General features: G+C 48.4%; 20 protein-coding genes. 9 read left to right on the top strand and 11 right to left on the bottom strand.

Annotation, left to right across the window (positions count from 1 at the left end):
- Nucleotides 1-85: 85 nt before the first annotated feature.
- Both JNC77_RS10500 and JNC77_RS10495 read right to left on the bottom strand, forming a co-directional pair.
- The gene (locus tag JNC77_RS10500; protein ID WP_374832218.1) at nt 86-250 is read right to left on the bottom strand and encodes a DUF1328 domain-containing protein; all 165 of its coding nucleotides are present in this window, start codon (nt 248-250) and stop codon (nt 86-88) included.
- A gap of 163 nt (nt 251-413) precedes the next feature.
- A complete protein-coding gene (locus JNC77_RS10495) occupies nt 414-1,208 on the bottom strand; it encodes a response regulator (RefSeq protein ID WP_374832216.1) in 795 nt (264 codons plus the stop codon).
- A 171-nt stretch (nt 1,209-1,379) separates the two neighbouring features.
- Here JNC77_RS10495 and JNC77_RS10490 point away from each other — a divergent pair, with 171 nt between their 5' ends.
- The 3 genes from JNC77_RS10490 to JNC77_RS10480 all read left to right on the top strand — a co-directional run bounded on the left by JNC77_RS10490 (nt 1,380) and on the right by JNC77_RS10480 (nt 3,679).
- The gene (locus tag JNC77_RS10490) at nt 1,380-1,607 is read left to right on the top strand and encodes a NepR family anti-sigma factor (protein ID WP_374832214.1); all 228 of its coding nucleotides are present in this window, start codon (nt 1,380-1,382) and stop codon (nt 1,605-1,607) included.
- 3 nt (nt 1,608-1,610) lie between these two features.
- On the top strand, nt 1,611-2,162 hold the full coding sequence (locus JNC77_RS10485; RefSeq protein ID WP_374832212.1) for an RNA polymerase sigma factor: 552 nt from the start codon (nt 1,611-1,613) through the stop codon (nt 2,160-2,162).
- A 131-nt stretch (nt 2,163-2,293) separates the two neighbouring features.
- Nucleotides 2,294-3,679 carry a sensor histidine kinase gene (locus JNC77_RS10480; protein ID WP_374832210.1) on the top strand — a complete coding sequence of 462 codons (1,386 nt, stop codon included), beginning with the start codon at nt 2,294-2,296 and terminating at the stop codon, nt 3,677-3,679.
- 67 nt (nt 3,680-3,746) lie between these two features.
- Here the strand turns inward: JNC77_RS10480 and JNC77_RS10475 are convergent, their stop codons facing one another.
- Nucleotides 3,747-4,184: a phage holin family protein gene (locus JNC77_RS10475; RefSeq protein ID WP_374832208.1), complete on the bottom strand. Its 438-nt coding sequence runs from the start codon at nt 4,182-4,184 to the stop codon at nt 3,747-3,749.
- A 2-nt stretch (nt 4,185-4,186) separates the two neighbouring features.
- Nucleotides 4,187-4,525 (bottom strand): ElaB/YgaM/YqjD family protein, encoded by a 339-nt coding sequence (locus JNC77_RS10470; RefSeq protein WP_374832206.1) that lies wholly within the window; start codon nt 4,523-4,525, stop codon nt 4,187-4,189.
- Nucleotides 4,526-4,840: 315 nt separating this feature from the next.
- On the opposite strand from JNC77_RS10470, the gene exbB reads away from it, so the two are divergent.
- The 3 genes from exbB to JNC77_RS10455 are packed head-to-tail and all read left to right on the top strand — an operon-like array spanning nt 4,841 to nt 7,406.
- Nucleotides 4,841-5,980 (top strand): tonB-system energizer ExbB, encoded by a 1,140-nt coding sequence (exbB, locus tag JNC77_RS10465; RefSeq protein ID WP_374832454.1) that lies wholly within the window; start codon nt 4,841-4,843, stop codon nt 5,978-5,980.
- Nucleotides 5,981-5,985: 5 nt separating this feature from the next.
- Nucleotides 5,986-6,480: a TonB system transport protein ExbD gene (exbD, locus tag JNC77_RS10460; protein WP_374832204.1), complete on the top strand. Its 495-nt coding sequence runs from the start codon at nt 5,986-5,988 to the stop codon at nt 6,478-6,480.
- Nucleotides 6,480-7,406 (top strand): energy transducer TonB family protein, encoded by a 927-nt coding sequence (locus tag JNC77_RS10455; protein ID WP_374832202.1) that lies wholly within the window; start codon nt 6,480-6,482, stop codon nt 7,404-7,406. Before exbD ends, JNC77_RS10455 begins: the two co-directional genes overlap by 1 nt.
- A gap of 26 nt (nt 7,407-7,432) precedes the next feature.
- On the opposite strand, the gene JNC77_RS10450 is transcribed toward JNC77_RS10455, so the two are convergent.
- The 3 genes from JNC77_RS10450 to dut form a co-directional block, all read right to left on the bottom strand.
- The gene (locus JNC77_RS10450) at nt 7,433-9,382 is read right to left on the bottom strand and encodes a MacB family efflux pump subunit (RefSeq protein ID WP_374832200.1); all 1,950 of its coding nucleotides are present in this window, start codon (nt 9,380-9,382) and stop codon (nt 7,433-7,435) included.
- Between the two features lie 12 nt (nt 9,383-9,394).
- Nucleotides 9,395-10,633: an efflux RND transporter periplasmic adaptor subunit gene (locus tag JNC77_RS10445; RefSeq protein WP_374832198.1), complete on the bottom strand. Its 1,239-nt coding sequence runs from the start codon at nt 10,631-10,633 to the stop codon at nt 9,395-9,397.
- Between the two features lie 250 nt (nt 10,634-10,883).
- The gene (gene dut / locus JNC77_RS10440) at nt 10,884-11,366 is read right to left on the bottom strand and encodes a dUTP diphosphatase (protein WP_374832196.1); all 483 of its coding nucleotides are present in this window, start codon (nt 11,364-11,366) and stop codon (nt 10,884-10,886) included.
- A 276-nt stretch (nt 11,367-11,642) separates the two neighbouring features.
- Between dut and JNC77_RS10435 the strand changes: the two genes are divergently transcribed.
- Nucleotides 11,643-12,440, top strand: a complete 798-nt coding sequence (locus JNC77_RS10435) for a class II glutamine amidotransferase (protein WP_374832194.1) — start codon at nt 11,643-11,645, stop codon at nt 12,438-12,440.
- 3 nt (nt 12,441-12,443) lie between these two features.
- On the opposite strand, the gene mbfA is transcribed toward JNC77_RS10435, so the two are convergent.
- On the bottom strand, nt 12,444-13,427 hold the full coding sequence (mbfA, locus tag JNC77_RS10430; protein WP_374832192.1) for an iron exporter MbfA: 984 nt from the start codon (nt 13,425-13,427) through the stop codon (nt 12,444-12,446).
- A 163-nt stretch (nt 13,428-13,590) separates the two neighbouring features.
- Nucleotides 13,591-15,759 (bottom strand): malate synthase G, encoded by a 2,169-nt coding sequence (locus JNC77_RS10425; protein ID WP_374832190.1) that lies wholly within the window; start codon nt 15,757-15,759, stop codon nt 13,591-13,593.
- Nucleotides 15,760-15,964: 205 nt separating this feature from the next.
- On the opposite strand from JNC77_RS10425, the gene JNC77_RS10420 reads away from it, so the two are divergent.
- The gene (locus JNC77_RS10420; protein WP_374832188.1) at nt 15,965-16,615 is read left to right on the top strand and encodes a DNA-3-methyladenine glycosylase family protein; all 651 of its coding nucleotides are present in this window, start codon (nt 15,965-15,967) and stop codon (nt 16,613-16,615) included.
- A gap of 237 nt (nt 16,616-16,852) precedes the next feature.
- Entirely contained in the window at nt 16,853-17,410 is a 558-nt protein-coding gene (locus tag JNC77_RS10415) for an HNH endonuclease (RefSeq protein ID WP_374832186.1), read from the top strand.
- A gap of 6 nt (nt 17,411-17,416) precedes the next feature.
- Here JNC77_RS10415 and JNC77_RS10410 read toward each other — a convergent pair whose 3' ends face one another.
- Together JNC77_RS10410 and JNC77_RS10405 are read right to left on the bottom strand one after the other, a co-directional pair.
- Entirely contained in the window at nt 17,417-17,950 is a 534-nt protein-coding gene (locus JNC77_RS10410; protein WP_374832184.1) for a disulfide bond formation protein B, read from the bottom strand.
- Nucleotides 17,951-17,969: 19 nt separating this feature from the next.
- Nucleotides 17,970-18,560, bottom strand: a complete 591-nt coding sequence (locus tag JNC77_RS10405; RefSeq protein ID WP_374832182.1) for a YqaA family protein — start codon at nt 18,558-18,560, stop codon at nt 17,970-17,972.
- Nucleotides 18,561-18,874: the final 314 nt, after the last annotated feature.

Below are 18,874 nucleotides of genomic sequence, written 5' to 3'. Positions count from 1 at the left end.
TATTTGCTCTCATTGCACTGCCTTGATGAAAAAGACTTATCTGCTCCATAGAAAGGGGCAAATATGTGTATTTTTATATAATTTTTTAAACTTTACGGATGATGCCTGCAACCAGCGATAAAACCAGCAATGCAAGGAATACAAAAAATAATATTTGTGCAATACCTGCCGAAGCACCAGCAATGCCGCCAAAACCCAGCGCACCTGCCACAAGTGCAATGACCAGAAAAATCATCGTATAATATAACATAGTGACGTCCTTTCCCGTTTTATTCCCCAAATGTTTCATTGGCTATAAAACGCAGTAAAAAGACTTTGGTTCCTTGAAATTTTAATAAATGGATTATTGGTGTACAGCCATTGTCATATAAGAACGGTGGCCGGGCGCCGGAGAAAGCCGGCGCCGGACTTGATCAGACATCGGCATATGTCTGTTCGTTAAAGAAAAGTGCCTGACTGATAAGCGCGCGTACCATGTCCGGATTAAATGGTTTACTGACGAGAAAAGTTGGCTCCGGACGGTCACCGGTCAGAAGACGTTCGGGGAAGGCAGTTATGAAAATCACCGGAATAATGTCATTTTTGAAAATGTCATTGACCGCATCAATACCGGAACTGCCGTCTGCCAATTGGATATCAGCCAGCACCATAGCCGGTTTTTCGCGTTCATAGAGCGCTACCGCTTCGCTACGGGTTCTGGCAATGCCGACCACTTCATGACCAAGGCTTTGTACAAGCTGTTCGAGATCCATGGCAATAAAAGGTTCATCTTCGATAATCATCAGGCGTGTGGCCACCTGACGGGAGATTTCTTCGGAAGCCTGTTTCAGCAGTTTGCCGAGTTCTGTTTCGTCAATGTCGAGAATTTCGGCTGCCTCTTTTTCACTGAAGCCTTCAACGCTAACCAGCAAAAAAGCCATCCGCGGACGTGGCGCAATAGACTTCAGATTGGCGGCAGCGCGGTTTTCCCATCCTTGAGCGGAGGAGGAGGGACTAATATTTATGTTTGCCTGGTTAAACAATCGGGTGAACAAGCGGTAAAGCCCGATACGATCTGCGGAGGTTTCCGGGAACAGCGCGACATCTGCAATGAGCGCTTCTAACGTGGAAGCGACATAAGCATCCCCAGCCGTTTGTGTGCCTGTCAGTGCACGGGAAAAACGGCGCAGATATGGGAGATGAGGTGCGATTCTTGTAGAAAGGGGCATTATCAGACTCCTCAAAGGCCATTTAGGCTTGTATTATTGGCATTATTAGACGCATGCTGCATTAAATATTTGTTTCTTGGGGAACAATAAAGTTATTCATGCATTAAAGATTATGATTGCGGCATTTTCAATTAGCGGCCAAATTTATATTAAAACGGAACAGCAGAGCTTATGACCATAATTAAAAAAAGTCAGGCCACGGATGATGCGGCAAAAGAAACGCGCGTTTCGGCAGTTGAGGAATTAGGACCTAATTGTGAGGTTGGCAGCAAACTGCGCGCACTTTATGCCTCTATTCAGGATGAAACCATACCAGACAGGTTTTTGGACCTGCTGGAAAAGCTTGATGCTGCCGAACAAAAGTATCAGGATAAACAAGATCAAAGCGGGGGCAGCTGACAAATGGTTGATAGCGCATCGGTTTTTAAAAGAGACCTTCTGGCGGCGCTACCAAATTTGCGTGCCTTTGCAATTTCTCTGATAGGGCAGACTGATAAAGCAGATGATTTGGTACAGGATACGGTTTTGAAAGCTTGGGCCAAACAGGATAGTTTTGAATCCGGTACCAATATTAAAGCCTGGCTTTTTACCATTTTGAGAAATGAATTTTACAGTCAAATGCGCAAACGCGGGCGTGAAGTGCAGGATAGCGACGGCGTGTTCAGTGATAATCTGGCGGTTCATCCAGAACAATATGGCTCATTGGACATGAAAGATTTTCGTAAAGCACTTAATTTATTACCTGATGATCAGCGTGAAGCAATTATTCTGATTGGTGCTTCCGGTTTTTCTTATGAAGAAGCTGCGATTATCTGTGACTGTGCAGTGGGAACGGTGAAAAGCCGCGTATCACGTGCCAGAACGCGTCTACAGGAGCTGCTTGATATCAATGGACAAGCTGATTACGGACCTGATGCGGTATCGGCGCATGTGACAATGAAGAGTTTTGCATGAAATCTTATTAGCGGATGGACAATACCGCTTATAAACTTAAGTTCATAAAGAATTAAAATTTTACTGCTTGATAAAGTTTTATAAGTGCGCTCTTGTAAGTGAAAGAGCAATTCTGTTGTTTGGCATAGATTGTGTTTTTAGTATTATCAGCAGATATACAGCAAAAAATAAAAAAGAAATGGCGGGTTGCTGCAATCAGCATTTCTCTCGCACTGGTTTTGATATCTGCAACCAGCACTGTTTATTTGACGATTGGTGTAACCCGGCAAATTGATGATATCAAACATAGCTATGAGTTGTCGCAACAAGTAGATATGCTTATGCGTCTGGCATTCAATCTCGAGGCTAACCGCAAAGGTTATTTGCTGACACTTGAAGAGCCTTATCTCGATTCCTATCAATTTTCGTTGCGCTCGCTGCAAGAGACATTGGATGTTATCGAAAGCATTGTTGTTGATGATCGGGATAAGACAGCGCGTGTTACCGACATTAAAAATCTGATTGGCCGTGTTGATCAAGACGTACGCTATACAATTGATATGGCCAAAAATAAGCGGCTTGATGAGGCTTTGGATAGAGTCCGGCAGGATGAAGCCGCTATCTTTCTGGCACAACTTGATAAAGTCGTCTCGCTTTTTTTAAGTGATGAAAGTGTGCAGCTAGCAGAGCGTAATAAACAAATTGACCGCACCCGCAACATGTTGACTGCTACTTCAATGCTGGCACTTTTGTCGGCTGTGGTGCTTGTTGTCTTGTTGTTCAGCCGCTTGCAGCGTTCAGTGCGCCGTCTCAATGAAGGCCATATGGTGCTGCGTAGTGAAAATGAAGAATTGGAACAAAAAGTTCAACAACGCACCGCCGAGTTGCTACAGGAGCGGGAGGTTGCCGAGCGTGAACGCAGCCGTGTCGAGGTGCTTTTACAAGACAGCAATCACCGGATTGGCAATTCTCTGGCGCAGGTATCATCGCTTTTAAGCCTGCAAATGCGCCAAATTGATAATGATGATGCACGTAAAGCTCTGGATTCTGCGCGTGCGCGTATTCACACAATTTCCATTGCGCACCGTCGGTTGCGTTTGGGCAAGGATCTGGAAACCGCACGTGTTGATGAATTTTTGCATGCTGTGGTTCAAGATATTATTCAACAGTCGAATAATTTTGGCGATAAAATTAAGTTTAAAACCGATTTTTCATCTCAAAGTTTTCATGCGCGCGATGTGACGACCATCGGGATTATTTTAGGCGAACTCGTCACCAATTCGCTCAAACATGCGTTTCATAACCGCAGCGCAGGTGAGGTTTATATCCGCTTTCAACCCGCTGAAGATGGCAAGTTTTGTCTTGTTGTCAAAGATGACGGCAATGGCTGGAACGGCGAAAAGAAATGTGCCGGTCTTGGGGCCATTGTCGTTGAGCAGTTAAGTCAGCAATACGGGGGCAAACCACATTATTCCGAAAAACATGAAAACGGCACAGCGGTAACTATTAAATTTACGAGCCTGAAGCCTGCCGAATAAATGAAAACGGCCATGCCGGAAAATCCATGGCATGGCCGTTTTTTCATATTTTCATAATCGAGCTGGTTCAAGCGCGATCATTGTTTTTTTTATCACGCAGCAATGAAGTCAGTGCCATAGTTGCCAATGGCAAGGCAGCGGCCAATATCGGGCGTTTAAGCACAGCTTCAACGGCTGCAAGCGATGCAGTTGCCACGAAAGCTGATTTATCGGCTTCGAGGCGTTCACGCCGCTTTCGCTCAGCTGCTGCATTAACACTTTTGATAATGAGCCATGCCACCAATGCTACTATAAAAGCACCTGCTGCCATGATGAGAGCAGCGGCAAGTGGACTGCCGAGTGTTGACAGATAGATAAAACCTGCAAGCAAGAGAAAGACGAAACCAATTGCCGCAAATATGCCGATGATAGCACAGGTGATGAACCCGCGTTTGGCCTGTTGCGTGGTTTCACATAATTCTTGCTTAAACATGGATATGATTAAGGGCGACAATAAACGCAGCATGATCAGCGACGCAAGATTGCAAGCAGATAGCCGACACCAACAGCCGTTGCGAGAGATGCAATCGGACGCTCGCGTACGGTTTCCAGCAATTGGTCTTCAATATTTTGTGCGCATGACTTCAGCTCGCTCATGGTCGTTTCACCATGTTCTACCGCGTCTGCATAGACTTGCGAAGCATCACGCTTGGCATCGCGGAGTTTTTGTTGCCCCAGTTGGGAGATTGTTGCTGCAATGGATGCAATATCCTGCTTGAGCTGTTCAATCTGTTCCTGAAGATCGGTACTGCCGACATCTGTCATTTCTTCAACTTTCTGGGTGACCTTATCTGCTGCACGTGCCATGTTTTGGCCTCCATAAATGAATAAACTCTTTATTGTTAGCATGAGGCAATAGAATGCCAACATATACTATATGAGGAATAAGTGCTTTATTACTCTTTTAGTTAATGTCGTCATGACAAAAAAGTTCCCATAAATCTATTTTAATTAGGGCATAAACCAAAACATGACTTGCATAATCATGTTATTGGGGACTATTAAGGGGCAATAACTGTCTTTAGAGCTCTGTTATCCGGTGCGGCTGAAAGGCAGGGGATGAAACTAAGTGTTCAGCTAAGATTAATGAGGGTTCCTGTGTCTGTAACCATTAAACACGCAATGCAGCAGTTTGGTTTTATATTACTAGCCGCTGGTATTGCGAGCTCGCCGCTGTTGAGCGGTCAGGCTTTCGCGCAGGAAACCCCTTCTAGCTCATCCGGAAATACTGAAACTCCGGCGCCAGTTCAAACAGCTCCTGCACAGCCAGCTGCGACCCAAGAAGCTCCGTCACAGCCATCGGCTGCGCCTGCAGCGCCCGTTGCTCCTGCAACATCAGAGCCTGCAGCGGCACCAACAAATACGCCTGCATCCCCCGCTGCATCTGGTGCGCCGTCTGAAAATAATTCAGCGCAGCCATCGGCCACCGAGCCTGCACAGGGAAATATCCAGACTGATGTTACTCCGCAGGCAACACCTGCAGATGTGACGCCGATTCAGGCTGCACCTGCTTCCGGAGATGAGCCAGCGCAGGAGCGTGATCATACGCTGCCGCAGGATCTTTCGCCTATGGGCATGTTTATGGCAGCTGATATCATTGTTAAAACAGTGATGGTTGGTTTGGCTCTTGCATCCTTGCTGACATGGACTGTATGGATTGCTAAATCCCTTGAATTGGCCATTGCACGACGTAAGCTGAAAAAGGTGATGAAAACCATTGGTCATTCAGCATCGCTTGCTGATGCAGCCCGTACCCTTGCCAGTGAAAAGAGCCCTGGTGCGATTCTGGTTCATGCAGCACAAGATGAAGTGGAAGCAAGTGCCCCAGCTGTCGTTCTTGCGGGCGGTGAGGGTGTCAAGGAACGTGTTGCTTCCAGATTGTCACGTATTGAAGCTGCTGCTGGTCGCAGACTTTCCAAAGGTACCGGCGCTTTGGCAACCATTGGTTCGGTCGCGCCATTTGTCGGTTTGTTTGGTACTGTTTGGGGTATCATGAACTCCTTCATCAGCATTTCGGAATCACAAACAACCAATCTGGCGGTAGTAGCACCTGGTATTGCGGAAGCATTGCTTGCAACGGCAATTGGTCTTGTTGCCGCTATTCCTGCCGTGGTTATCTATAACGTCTTTGCACGTTCCATCACAACATATCGTCAAACATTGGCTGATGCGGGTGCTGGTGTCGAACGTCTGGTCAGCCGTGATCTTGATTTTGCGCTGGCTAAACGTCGTGCACAGCTTTCCAAGATTGCAGCGGAGTAAGTTTCATGGCCGGAAAGTTACGCGATTTAGATGATGATCTTTCCCTGAATCACGAGATCAATGTTACGCCTTTTATTGACGTTATGCTTGTTCTCCTGATCATTTTCATGGTTGCTGCTCCCTTGGCAACCGTGGATGTGAATGTGGATTTGCCGGCATCGAATGCGGCGTCCCAGCCACGCCCTGATTTGCCGGTTTATGTGACGTTGAAAGATGACTTGTCACTCAATATTGGCAACGATCCGGTAAACCGGGAAGAAATCGGTGGTTTTCTGGACAAAGTTTCAGAAAATAATAAAGATACACGTATCTTTTTACGTGCCGATAAGGTTGTCGGTTATGGTGAGCTGATGCGCGTTATGAATTTGCTGCGTGAAGCGGGATATCTGAAAATTGCGCTGGTTGGTCTTGAAACTGTCAGTGCACCGGATAATTCAGTTCAAAACGACAATGCAGGTGAAACACCTGCCCCTGCTCTTAACGGATCGGGGACGAACTAATGCTGAAAATGCCGCCTGAACATCCGCGTATCAGACCGGTTTCCATGGACGATACCCGTTCAGGATGGGTGGATGCTGCGCGTTGGATTGGTGCTGGTGCCATTGTTTTATGCGCGCATGCCGCTGGTGCTTATGTCGTGCATTCAATGCAGCCTGAAGACGTCATGGATGGCTCTCCTCCCGCAGCGATCATGATCGAGTTTGAGCCGGAGCCTGAAGCACCGATAGCAGAAGATGAGGCTGATGTTGTGCAGCCTGATATGGTGCAGGAACTGGCTGAAGTGGAACCGGAACCAGAGCCGGAGGTTGAACCGGAGCCAGAGCCGGAGCCTGTCGTGGAGCCGGAACCGGAACCAGAACCCGAGCCGGAACCAGAAGAAATCATCCCTGATATTGTGGAAGCACCAGAGCCGGAGGTTGCTGTACCGCTTCCAGCTGAAAAACCGGTTGAACGCCCGAAACCTGTTGAGAAAAAACAGGAAAAACCAGTCGAAAAACGTGTTGAGAAACCAAAACCTAAGAAAACCGAAAAAGCACCTGACAACAGCAGAGCGGCAACACCGTCTGTTGCGGCCAAGGACGGCGCAAAAATTGCGGCCAACCGCAATGGTCAGTCTGCCGGCAATCCGGGTATTAGTTCGGACAAATGGGTCTCAAAATTGCAGGCGCATTTGGAACGTCAGCGTCGTTTCTTGTCACGCGGTATGGGATCGGGTGCCAAGGGCATTGTGAATATCAGCTTTGTGATCGATCCGTCCGGTCAGGTGCTTTCGGCACGTGTTTCCGGCTCCTCTGGCGATCCTAAACTTGATCAGCTGGCACTGCAAACTGTACAGCGCGCATCACCCGTACCAGCCCCACCGGCAGCGATGGCTAAATCGCGTATGCCGATTACAGTTCCGATCCGCTTTACCGGACGCAGCTAATGCAATTGAAATAACGCCTTGTGGCACTATTCGCTGGATAGTGCCACAGCCGGCAATAATCTTGAAGCTTTGCGGGCAGGCAGATAACCAAAGATCAGACCAGTTGCGAAAGCCGAGCCAAAAGCCAGTAAAACAGGGCTGAGGCTATATTGAATGGTCAGCCCCATGACTTCGGCGATAAAAGCAATCGTCAGGCCGAACATAACACCCAATACGCCCCCAATACTTGAAACGACCAATGCTTCAGTGATGAACTGCATAAGGATGTCGCGGCGTCTGGCACCTGTTGCCATGCGCACACCGATTTCACGGGTGCGTTCGGTGACACTCACCAGCATGATATTCATGACACCGATTCCGCCAACCAGCAGCGAAATAGCCGCAATAGAACCTAAAAAGATTTTCAGCGTATTCGATGTTTCGGTAACGGCATCACGAATTGAAGACATATTGGTAATCATAGTGTCTTCACGCTGATGGCGCTCATTCAGCAATGCCTGGATTTGATCTTGGGTTGCATCGATCAGTGCATCATTTTCCACTTGCACGGTAATGTTGCGGACATGTCTTTGACCAAACAGGCGCTGATTTCCGGTTGTTAGCGGCACAATGGCAATGTCATCCTGGTCATTACCACCCATGCCGCCGCCTTTTTCCGCCAGTACTCCAATCACCTGAAACGGAATTTTCTGCACCAGAATATATTTGCCGATCGGGTTTTCGCCATTGGCAAACAAGGTGTCTGCGACCGTTGAACCAAGAGCGATAACTGGCGCATAGGTATTGAGATCATTGTCATTGATGAAGTCACCCTGTTCCATTTTCCACGATTTGGATGTGGTGAAAGCAGGAACCGTGCCGGTCACAGAGGACTGGTAATCCACATTGCCATAGCGAAGCGTGACGCTGGCACTGGTTTCAGGAACAGCAAATTTGACATTGGGCAGTTGTTCAATCGCGGTTGCATCTTCGGGAATAAGCGTTGCAATGCCGCCGCTGCCACGGAAATTGGCCATGCCGGGACGAATCAACAACAGGTCGGAACCCATGGCATTGATTTGATCGAGAATCGATTTTTGAGCGCCGCCGCCAATGGCAAGCATGGCAACTACAGAGCTGACACCGATAAAAATACCAAGCAAAGTGAGGATGGTTCGAAATAAATTGGCTCGAAGCGCACGCAAGGCCATTTTGATCGATTCACTTAAATCACCCAAACCAATCAGGCTTTTTTTATCCTGATGTTCGATAGATTGCCGGCTTGCTTCTGTCTGGATAATTACCGGCTTTATGGACTTGGTGGTATCGGCAAGAATATGGCCGTCTTTAATTTCAATCAGACGGTCTGCTTGTTCTGCCACTTCGCGTGAGTGCGTAATGACAATGATAGTGTGACCTTGCGCATGCATGGAGCGCAACAGAGCCATCACATCATCACCACTTTTACTGTCCAGCGCACCGGTTGGCTCATCGGCCAAAATGATGCGTCCGCCATTCATCAATGCACGGGCGATGGAAACGCGCTGTTGCTGACCGCCCGAGAGTTGGTTAGGCCGATGATCAAGCCGGTCGGCAAGGTTTAAGGTGGTGAGCAGTTCTTCAGAGCGTGCCTGTCTTTCGCTCAAAGACATACCGGCATAAATGGCCGGAACTTCGACATTTTCCTGCGCCGTGGCGGTGGGAATAAGATTATAATTTTGGAAGATAAAACCGAATGTGCGTCTTCTTAATGCTGCCAGTTCATCGGGGGCAAGATCAGCTACATCTTCACCTTCCAGCAGGTAATGACCGCTGCTTGGATTATCCAGACAGCCTAATATATTCATCAAAGTTGACTTGCCGGAACCGGATGCACCGATGATGGCGACAAATTCACCCGATTGGATTTCCAGCGAAATACCATGCAGTACTTCCACCGACAGATCGCCATTGTGAAAGGACTTGCGGATATTATTGAGTTTGATCAATGCAGACATGAGGCGGCTCCCTTAGAACATACCCGGTCTGAAATTATTTCTGCGATTGCCGGATTGCCCGCTTGCTGCATTGTTGATGATAACAGTTTCGCCTTCTTCAAGCCCGCTGATGACCTGCGCCTGAACACGGTTACGAATACCGACTTCAACGGTTTTTTCTTGTGTGGCACCAGAGGGTGTGACGACTGAAACTGTTGCACTGGACGAGCCGGTTTTACCATTACCGCTTGGAGCATCTTTCAAAGCGGAAACCGGCACCAAAAGAGCATCTTTGGCCGCATCATTAATGAAATAAACCTGAGCACTCATATCGATTTTGAGTTCGTCATCAGGATTGGGCACGTCAAAAAGCGCATAATAAAGCACGACATTATTGAGCACTTCCGGAGTCGGTTTGATCTGGCGCAACTTGCCCTGATAGCGTTTGCCCGGTTGGCCGAGCAGGGTGAAATAAGCTTCCATACCAATTTTGAGGCGGCTGATATCGGCTTCGGACACCTGTGCTTCGACACTCAGTATGGTGAGATCGGCAACGGTCACAACAGTTGGCGCACTTTGCACGGCATTGAGCGTTTCACCTTCTTTAGCCGGCTGGTCGACGATGGTGCCATCCATAGGACTGTAAATTTTGGTATAGCCGAGATCGACTTTCTCGCTCTCGACTTGTGCCTGTTGTTGGCGAATTTGCGCGCGCAGCGATTTAACATCTGCTTCGGCCATTACCTGATCGGCATCGGCTTGTTCAACCGTTGCCTTTGAGACACCGCGTGTGGCGAGCAAAGCACGCTGACGATCAGCATTCAGTTTTTTAATCTTGGCTTGTGCTTCGCGGCTTATGAGCTGTGCTTCCAGATTTTCAAGCTGTGCACTGCTCATTTCGACGCGTTTTTCAATCGGAGCCGGATCAATTTCGGCCAATAACTGACTTTTTGTTACCTGATCACCGACCTCGACCTTGACCGATTTGAGCTGGCCGGAAACCTGTGCGCCAACATTGACACTGCGGAGCGCTTTTAATGTTCCAACAGCTGTAATGGCATTTTCAATGTCACCGCGCACGACTTTTTGGGTCAGTTGCGCCGTGCCTGTTCCTTGGTCCGCCCCTGAACTTTGCCAGTACCAAAATGCGCCACCTGCAACAATGACAGCGATCAGCAACCACTTAAGATAAGCGGGTTTACGTGATTTTCGATGTTTGTTCTGTGCTGTTTTCAGAGCAGGGGAAGGCGCAATAACTGGTTGATCATTCATCGGGTAGAAATAACCTTATGGATATTGAAATCGCTTCATAGCAGAGATAATGGCTATTAGAGGGTTCTGCATATGTTGCAAATATGAGCTTTTGGCACACCTTGGATGCGAATTTTGTTAATTTATTGATTTAATTGGTGGAAATTGAATTGTGAACTTAAGTTTAAATATAATTAATGTAGATTTTAAAGGCGAAACACCGGAAAAATGGCAAAATAAAGCTTTTTCCGGTGTTTTTATTTTATTGTAATCAGGCGGTACCGGTTGAACCAAAGCCGTTTGCGCCACGCCCTGTTTCGCTGACAGTGGTTTTTTCGACGATTTTCGGCTGGATGACGGGCGCAAAAACGGCCTGTGCAATACGCATGCCACGTTCAATGCGGAAATCATCATCACCAAGGTTGATCAGCAGGATTTTAATTTCGCCGCGATAGTCGGAATCAATGGTGCCAGGGGTGTTGAGGCAGGTGATACCGTGTTTAAAGGCGAGACCGGAACGCGGACGAATCTGCACTTCATAGCCTTCCGGAATTTCAAAAACGAGACCGGTTGGCACCAAAGCGCGACGACCAGGCAACAACACGATCTGGCGATCGGTCGGCACGGCTGCACGGATATCCATACCTGCCGAACCGCTTGTTTCATAGCTTGGCAGATCAAGGCCGACGGCGCTTTCAAGGCGAATAATATTGAGCGTCGGCTGCGACGCGGTGGTGGAGGTAGAATTGGTCATGGGGGAGGCCTTTCCATCAAAGGAGATGAACTTGAGGTCGCTCATAACGTATATAGCGCTAAACTTATATCAGAAAGACGCGCGAGGTGAAGAAAGCCCAGAACTTTTTTCATCTTAATTTTTTCTTGACCTGAATTTACATTATTTTTGCCATTTTTGTCTGGAAATTCTGACGTCAGATCATGCCGAGCGCCTTTTCAATCCTTATAAATCATGGGGCTTGGCGTTTTGTGCGAAGCATGATCTTATAGATGTGCTTTAATCTGGATCAAATCAATGTGCCGTTGGGCTGCTTATCTTGGACCTGAAGTCTATCTGGAAGATATTATTGCATCGCCCTGCCATTCGCTGATTGCGCAAAGTCATGAAGCAACGCAGGCAAAAACCCGCACCAATGGAGATGGTTTCGGGGTGGCTTGGTATGGCAATCGCATTGAGCCGGGTCTCTATCGTGATATTTTGCCGGCATGGTCGGATCAGAATTTAAAGAGCATTTCCCGTCAAATCCGTTCGCGGTTGTTTTTAGCCCATGTGCGTGCATCAACCGGCGGATTGACAAACCGTTCCAATTGTCATCCGTTTGTGTCGGGTCGCTGGAGCTTCATGCATAATGGCCAGATCGGGAATTTTGATCATTTGCGCCGCCGGTTGGAAGCGCATTTGTCCGATGATGTTTATAAGCTCAAGCACGGAACAACAGATTCGGAACTGATTTTTCTGCTGATGCAGGAATATGGCCTTGATCGACATCCGATGATAGCCTTACAAACAACCGTCAATCTGATTGTCGAGGAAGCTCAAAAAGCTGATGTTCCGCCGTTTTTGCGTCTGACAGCCGCTTTTTCCGACGGTAATCAGCTTTATGCCGTGCGCTATGCAACAGATAAATATGCGCCCTCACTTTACACCAAAGCGCTGTCGGCTGTGTCGGGTATGTGCGTGGTGTCGGAGCCTTTGGATGATGAGGCGGATAACTGGATTGCGGTACCCGCCAATAGTTTTTTGACTGTAACGCCCAATGAACAGATTGTTATACGTTCGTTTGCATCTGATATTTTGGCCAAAACCGCTTAATTTTTAAGCCGAACCAATCAAAACACCGGCGGCGAAAACGAGTGCGCCGCCAAGCACCACCTGAAAAGCTGCGCGCAAGAACGGTGTTTCCATATAGCGCTTCTGAATATAGGCAATCGCCCACAGTTCAATAAAGACGATGAAGATGGCGAGATAAGTCGCTGTCCAGAAATCGGTAATCAGATATGGCAGCGCATGGCCAAGACCACCGATGGTGGTCATGATACCGCTGGCAAGACCGCGTTTGATCGGTGAACCACGACCTGATAATTTACCATCATCGTGGGCAGCTTCGGTAAAGCCCATTGAAATACCTGCACCGACAGAAGCAGATAAGCCGATGAGGAAAGTTTGCCATGTGTCTTGGGTGGCAAAAGCGGCAGCAAAAATCGGTGCCAGAGTTGAAACCGAGCCATCCATCAAGCCAGCAAGACCGGGCTGGATATAGGTCAGGATCAGTTGCTTGCGCTCTGCTGCTTGTTCTTCATCCTGAACGTTTGTCGGGGTGAGTTCTGATTCCAGCTCAATGGCACGATGTTCGTGCTTTTTCTCATCCTGCGCCAAGTCACCCAGCAATTTACGGGTGCTTGCATCGGTCACATTTTTGGCGGCTTCAATGTAAAAGCGGTAGGCTTGCTCTTCCATCTGTGTTGCCATTGCGCGCACTTTTTCAATGCCGAGTGGGCGCACCAGCCAATCAGGTTTGCGGTCATAATAGCCACTGACATGTTCGCGACGGATGAGCGGAATATGTTCGCCAAACCGGCGACGATGTTGCTCGATCAAACTGTCGCGATGGCCATGTTCTTCTTCTGCCATTTGTTCAAAAATCTTGGCCGATTGTGGAAACTCTTCCCGCAAACCATCGGCATAAGCCTGATAGATGCGCGCGTCATCTTCTTCTGATGAAATGGCGAGTGCCAAAATTTCCTGTTCGGAGAGCGAGCTGAATGAACGACGGGATGGGCGGAGAAAACGTGAAAACATAATATACCTACAGTTTAGAATAATTCTAAACTAGTGATTGTTCGTCGTGATGTCAATTCTTGATGAGGGTTGCCTTTGGCATTTGGACATTTTCAAAACAGAAAAAGAAAAAGTCCGAAAACACACGTTTCCGGACTTTTCAGTTTTAATTCTGCATCAACAATTAGCTTGCGGCTTTAAGCTCCAGACGACGGGCATGCAGAACTGGCTCAGTGTAGCCGTTTGGCTGCTCACGTCCTTTGAACACGAGATCACAAGCGGCCTGAAAAGCGATCGACTTATCGTAGTCAGGCGCCATCGGGCGGTAAAGCGGATCGCCCGCGTTTTGCTTGTCAACGATGGCAGCCATGCGTTTCATGGTTTCCATTACTTGTTCTTCAGTGACAATATTATGATGCAGCCAGTTGGCAATGTGCTGTGCTGAAATACGCAATGTCGCACGGTCTTCCATCAAGCCGACATTGTTGATATCCGGCACTTTGGAACAGCCAACGCCCTGATCAACCCAGCGTACAACATAACCCAAAATACCTTGGGCATTATTGTCGATTTCGGCCTGAATATCTTCCGGTGTCCAGTTTGGACGGGTAGCGACAGGCACGGACAGAATGTCTTCCAGCTTCGCGCGCGGGCGCTTTTTCAACTCTTCTTGTACGGCTGCCACATCAACAGTGTGATAATGGGTGGCGTGAAGGGTTGCAGCGGTCGGGGAGGGAACCCAAGCGGTGGTGGCGCCGGCTTTTGGATGGCCGATTTTCTGCACCAGCATTTCAGCCATCAGATCCGGCATGGCCCACATGCCTTTACCAATCTGCGCGTGACCCGAAAGACCACAGGCCAACCCGATATCAACGTTGGAGGCTTCATAGGCAGCAATCCATGCAGACTGTTTCATGTCGCCCTTGCGGATCATCGGGCCTGCTTCCATCGAAGTGTGCATTTCATCGCCGGTGCGATCAAGGAAGCCGGTATTGATGAAAACAACGCGGTCTTTGGCTGCGCGGATGCACTCTTTGAGATTGATGGTGGTGCGGCGTTCTTCGTCCATGACACCCATTTTGAGAGTGTTCGGCTTTATGCCGAGCATTTCTTCGGTGCGGGTGAAAAGTTCGCTGGCAAAAGCCACTTCTTCAGGTCCGTGCATTTTCGGCTTAACAATATAAACCGAACCGGCGCGCGAGTTCATGTGACGACCATTTGGCCCCACATCATGCAGTGCAATCAAGCCGGTGAAGGCTGCATCCATGATGCCTTCCGGCACTTCGTTGCCTTGGCTGTCAAGAATGGCCGGATTGGTCATCAGGTGACCAACATTGCGCACCAGCATCATCGAGCGACCTGGCAAGGTGAGTGCGGAACCATCAGGAGCAGTATATGTGCGGTCGGCATTGAGACGGCGGGTGACTGTCTTGCCGCCTTTTTCGAAGCTTTCTTCCAGTTTGCCGTTCATCAGGCCGAGCCAGTTGCGATAAACGGTCACTTTATCTTCGGCATCAACCGCAGCAATGGAATCTTCGCAATCCTGAATGGTGCTCAGCGCTGATTCAAGCACTACATCGGCAATATGTGCCGGATCGGTTTTGCCGATCGGATGGTCTGCATTGATGATGATATCGGCATGCATACCATTTTTGGCAACTAGCACGGATGATGGGCTTGAAGCATCACCATTATAACCTTTGAACTGGCTGGCATCTGTCAAACCGGTTTCACCGGCAGATGTGGTGACAACAAGTTTGCCGTCTTTAATACTTAAAGCGGTAACATCAGCCCATTTGCCTTGAGCAAGCGGGGTGCTCTGGTCGAGGAAGTTTTTTGCCCATGCAATAACTTTGGCGCCGCGCTTTGGATTATAGCCGCCGGATTTTTCTGCGCCGTCATCTTCCGAAATTGCATCGGTGCCATAAAGCGCATCATAGAGCGAACCCCAACGCGCATTGGCGGCATTGAGCGCATAACGGGCGTTCATCACCGGCACAACCAGCTGTGGGCCTGCCAGTTCGGCAATTTCCGGATCAACATTGCTGGTTGAAACTTTGAAATCCTCGCCTTCCGGCAAAAGATAGCCGATCTCTTTCAGGAAGTCCTGATATTCGGCCTGTGTGTAGGCTCTGTCGCGATTGGCTTTATACCAAGCGTCGATTTTTGCCTGCATTTCATCGCGTTTTGCCAAAAGGCTACGGTTTTTCGGGCCTAAATCATGAATGATGGCCGATAAACCTTTCCAGAAAGCATCGACGGACACATTGGTGCCTGCAATTGCTTCTTTTTCTAAGAATTCAGCCAGAGCAGGGGCAACCCGCAGGTTTTCAATCTCGACATAATTGGTCATGACAGGCTCTCCGATATCAATGCTAAGATTTAACTTGTAAAAAGTCTTAACCACTTGAAGCGCTTCAGGAGCTTTTCGTCAATACGGTATAGATGAACATCATTTGTGCCATTATGGAATAAATAGCGTACCTATATATAAGTGATGTGCTGTTTCTGCTCTGTTATGGTATGGCATTGCATTGAAAAGCGGGGTTTTTAAACAATTGCGTATTGATACAATTGAAGATGTGCAAGCAGGTTTGGAAGCCTTGCTACAGCTTGACCCGCGACTGCAATCTATTCGTGATCATGCGGGGCAACTGCCCTTACGTCGAAATCCGGCTGGGTTTGAAAGTCTGGCTTCAATCATTGTGGGGCAACAGGTTTCCATTGCCAGTGCAGCAGCAATCTGGACGCGTTTCAAGCAGCATATTGATCCGTTGACACCGGAAAACTATCTGGAGCAGGGGGCGGACGTTTGGAAACTGACCGGTTTATCGCGCCCGAAGCAAAAGACATTTCATCATTTATCAAATGCACTGATTGAAGGGCAGCTTGATTTGCCGTCCTTAACGGCATTACCGGTGGATGAAGCGATGGCTAAGCTTACCGCCATTCACGGTATCGGCCCATGGACGGCGGAAGTTTATTTGCTTTTTGCCGAAGGGCATGTCGATATTTTTCCCTCCGGTGATGTGGCCTTGCAGGAGGCCGTGGCGCGTGCATTTGGTTTGGATACCCGCCCCAGTGCAAAAGAATTGAGCCTGTTGGCCAGCGCTTGGTCGCCTTGGCGCGGGATCGCGGCGCGTTTATTCTGGGCTTATTATGCGGCTTCAAGAGGCAAAGAAGCCGCTCCCGTTCTATCGGTTATGTGAGATTTACATCACTTACCCACATATCTGTGCGTGATTGCTGCCTTTTTTCGTTTTTTGCTTCACATTTCTGTAACAGCAGCCTTACATTATCACTTCAGGTTTCTGCTGGGGCGGTTCCTATTTAGTCCGTGGTATTTCGTGAGCCGTTCTACGTTTTATTTCTGCGCGTTTTTGTAAACCATCACGCTTCATTCAGCACGATGGCCAAATGCTTGATAGAACTGTAGGAGGTGTTACTTGACTATAGCTGTTTCTCCCAACGGCTTGCCGGCATTGGTGCTGAATGCGGATTACAGGCCGCTCAGCTATTACCCTTTATCATTGTGGTCATGGCAGGACGCGATCAAGGCAGTGTTTCTTGATCGGGTCAATATCGTTGCCGAATATGAACATGAAGTGGCATCGCCTTCCTTTTCCATGCGCTTGCCAAGTGTGATTTGCCTGAAATCTTATGTGAAGCCGCCGCGTTATCCAGCCTTCACCCGCTTTAATGTCTTCCTGCGCGATAAGTTCGAGTGCCAATATTGCGGCTCATCGCATGAATTGACGTTCGATCATGTTATTCCGCGTTGCCATGGCGGTGAAACCACATGGGAGAATATTGTGGCGGCTTGTTCGCCCTGTAATTTCAGAAAAGGCGGCGTGATGCCGGCTACCGCCAAAATGTGGCCGCGTCAAAAACCATATCAGCCGAGTGTGCAGCAATTGCATGCGAATGGGCGGATGTTTCCGCCCAATCATGTGCATCAAAGTTGGCTCGACTTTTTATACTGGGATGCCGAGCTGGAGCCTTAGTTCAATTTAAGCTTTACGGGTAGAAAACGCGCCAAAGAAACCGATGACCGCAAAAAGCAGGCTTGCTACAATATTCCAACCCGGAAATGACAGGCCGAGAAAGTGGCCGACCGCTTCATCACAGGCAGCAGGGCGGATCTTGTTGATATTGCCAAGCAGACTGCCAGCTTCAGTGGTGATTGACATTGATGCGGTGCTGCAATCAGCAGGGCCGGGCCAATATTTCAGCTCAACGCCGGTGTGGAAAATTGCAAGCATCAACCCGTAACTCATCAGCAATGCGCCAATCAGCAAAAGCACACGGGTCAGCACAGGTGACCACTTGGCTTTGGCGAAAAGAAACGCGGCAGCCATCAGCGGGATGCCGACATAATAAGGAGTGCGTTGTTCAAGGCACAATTTGCACGGCATAAAACCGCCCCAATGTTCAAATGCCAAAGCTGTACCGACTGTGCCAGCCATGCCAATAAACAAAATGGCAGCTGTCGCGGTCTGGATTTTATCCAGCGGATGATTGAGTGCTTTAAGGCTGAGGCTCATTTTTTTGTACTCTTAATTATCAAGCGTGGAAATATTTTACCGCGAAGAAAAGTGCGATCAATATGGCAGCAGCAAGGCCAGCCAGCATTCCAAGACGTTTTTCGATAAAATCACGAATAGGTTCACCGTAGCGTTTTAAAAGCCAGGCGAGGAAAAAGAAACGGGCACCGCGCGCTACAATCGCTGACGCAATAAAAAGCCAGATATTTACACCTGCCGCACCGGACAGAATCGTTACCACTTTAATGGGCGGTAAATGCGCAAGGCCGGATGTGATCAGCAGTAGCAGAATCGTATCTGCACTGGTGGTGCCACGCAAATGTTCAAACGAATCCAATTTGCCATAAAGTTCGAGCACAGGTTTTGCGATCGCTTCATAAGCATAATGACCTAAAAACCATCCGGCTATGCCACCCAGCACGGATGCGACGGTGGCGATGAACGCATAACGCCATGCCTTATTCGGTTTTGCCAGTGCCATGGGCAGAAAAAGCACATCGGCGGGAATCAAAAAGACTGAGCTTTCAACAAAAGCGATGATCGCCAGCCAATATTCGGCTGACTTTCTGGCAGCAAGAGAGATTGTCCAGTCATAAAGGCGTCGCAGCATGGTATGGGTCTCGGATTGAAATCGTTTTTTCACCCCTAGTGAAAAAACGTGATGCAAGCAAGGAAAGCTTGATATGGTCGCCCTTGAAGGCCGAAATTTGTCCCCTATATATAGAGTGTATAAATCAGCCTCATAATCCGCAGTATTTCGATTCCTTGATTGGTTATGGTTTTGTGTTTCGATTTGGTTAATTTTGTTCGTTTTCCCTGTTGAAAAGAAAATTGTAATTTTTGTAAGATTGTCGTTGACAGTTTTAGATTGGTTGCCCTATAAGGCGAACAACGAGGGCGGCGGCGCTGCTAGCGGCAGACAGC

Source organism: Paenochrobactrum pullorum (assembly GCF_041929845.1).
Classification (GTDB): domain Bacteria; phylum Pseudomonadota; class Alphaproteobacteria; order Rhizobiales; family Rhizobiaceae; genus Paenochrobactrum; species Paenochrobactrum pullorum.
This window is presented reverse-complemented; position numbering and strand designations above follow the sequence as displayed.

Excerpts from the sequence above, each read along its gene's own strand:
- JNC77_RS10500 (WP_374832218.1), bottom strand. The coding sequence starts at position 250 with ATGTTATATTATACGATGATTTTTCTGGTCATTGCACTTGTGGCAGGT.
- JNC77_RS10495 (WP_374832216.1), bottom strand. The coding sequence starts at position 1,208 with ATGCCCCTTTCTACAAGAATCGCACCTCATCTCCCATATCTGCGCCGT.
- JNC77_RS10490 (WP_374832214.1), top strand. The coding sequence starts at position 1,380 with ATGACCATAATTAAAAAAAGTCAGGCCACGGATGATGCGGCAAAAGAA.
- JNC77_RS10485 (WP_374832212.1), top strand. The coding sequence starts at position 1,611 with ATGGTTGATAGCGCATCGGTTTTTAAAAGAGACCTTCTGGCGGCGCTA.
- JNC77_RS10475 (WP_374832208.1), bottom strand. The coding sequence starts at position 4,184 with ATGCTGCGTTTATTGTCGCCCTTAATCATATCCATGTTTAAGCAAGAA.
- JNC77_RS10470 (WP_374832206.1), bottom strand. The coding sequence starts at position 4,525 with ATGGCACGTGCAGCAGATAAGGTCACCCAGAAAGTTGAAGAAATGACA.
- exbB (WP_374832454.1), top strand. The coding sequence starts at position 4,841 with ATGCAGCAGTTTGGTTTTATATTACTAGCCGCTGGTATTGCGAGCTCG.
- exbD (WP_374832204.1), top strand. The coding sequence starts at position 5,986 with ATGGCCGGAAAGTTACGCGATTTAGATGATGATCTTTCCCTGAATCAC.
- JNC77_RS10455 (WP_374832202.1), top strand. The coding sequence starts at position 6,480 with ATGCTGAAAATGCCGCCTGAACATCCGCGTATCAGACCGGTTTCCATG.
- JNC77_RS10450 (WP_374832200.1), bottom strand. The coding sequence starts at position 9,382 with ATGTCTGCATTGATCAAACTCAATAATATCCGCAAGTCCTTTCACAAT.
- JNC77_RS10445 (WP_374832198.1), bottom strand. The coding sequence starts at position 10,633 with ATGAATGATCAACCAGTTATTGCGCCTTCCCCTGCTCTGAAAACAGCA.
- dut (WP_374832196.1), bottom strand. The coding sequence starts at position 11,366 with ATGACCAATTCTACCTCCACCACCGCGTCGCAGCCGACGCTCAATATT.
- JNC77_RS10435 (WP_374832194.1), top strand. The coding sequence starts at position 11,643 with ATGTGCCGTTGGGCTGCTTATCTTGGACCTGAAGTCTATCTGGAAGAT.
- mbfA (WP_374832192.1), bottom strand. The coding sequence starts at position 13,427 with ATGTTTTCACGTTTTCTCCGCCCATCCCGTCGTTCATTCAGCTCGCTC.
- JNC77_RS10425 (WP_374832190.1), bottom strand. The coding sequence starts at position 15,759 with ATGACCAATTATGTCGAGATTGAAAACCTGCGGGTTGCCCCTGCTCTG.
- JNC77_RS10410 (WP_374832184.1), bottom strand. The coding sequence starts at position 17,950 with ATGAGCCTCAGCCTTAAAGCACTCAATCATCCGCTGGATAAAATCCAG.
- JNC77_RS10405 (WP_374832182.1), bottom strand. The coding sequence starts at position 18,560 with ATGCTGCGACGCCTTTATGACTGGACAATCTCTCTTGCTGCCAGAAAG.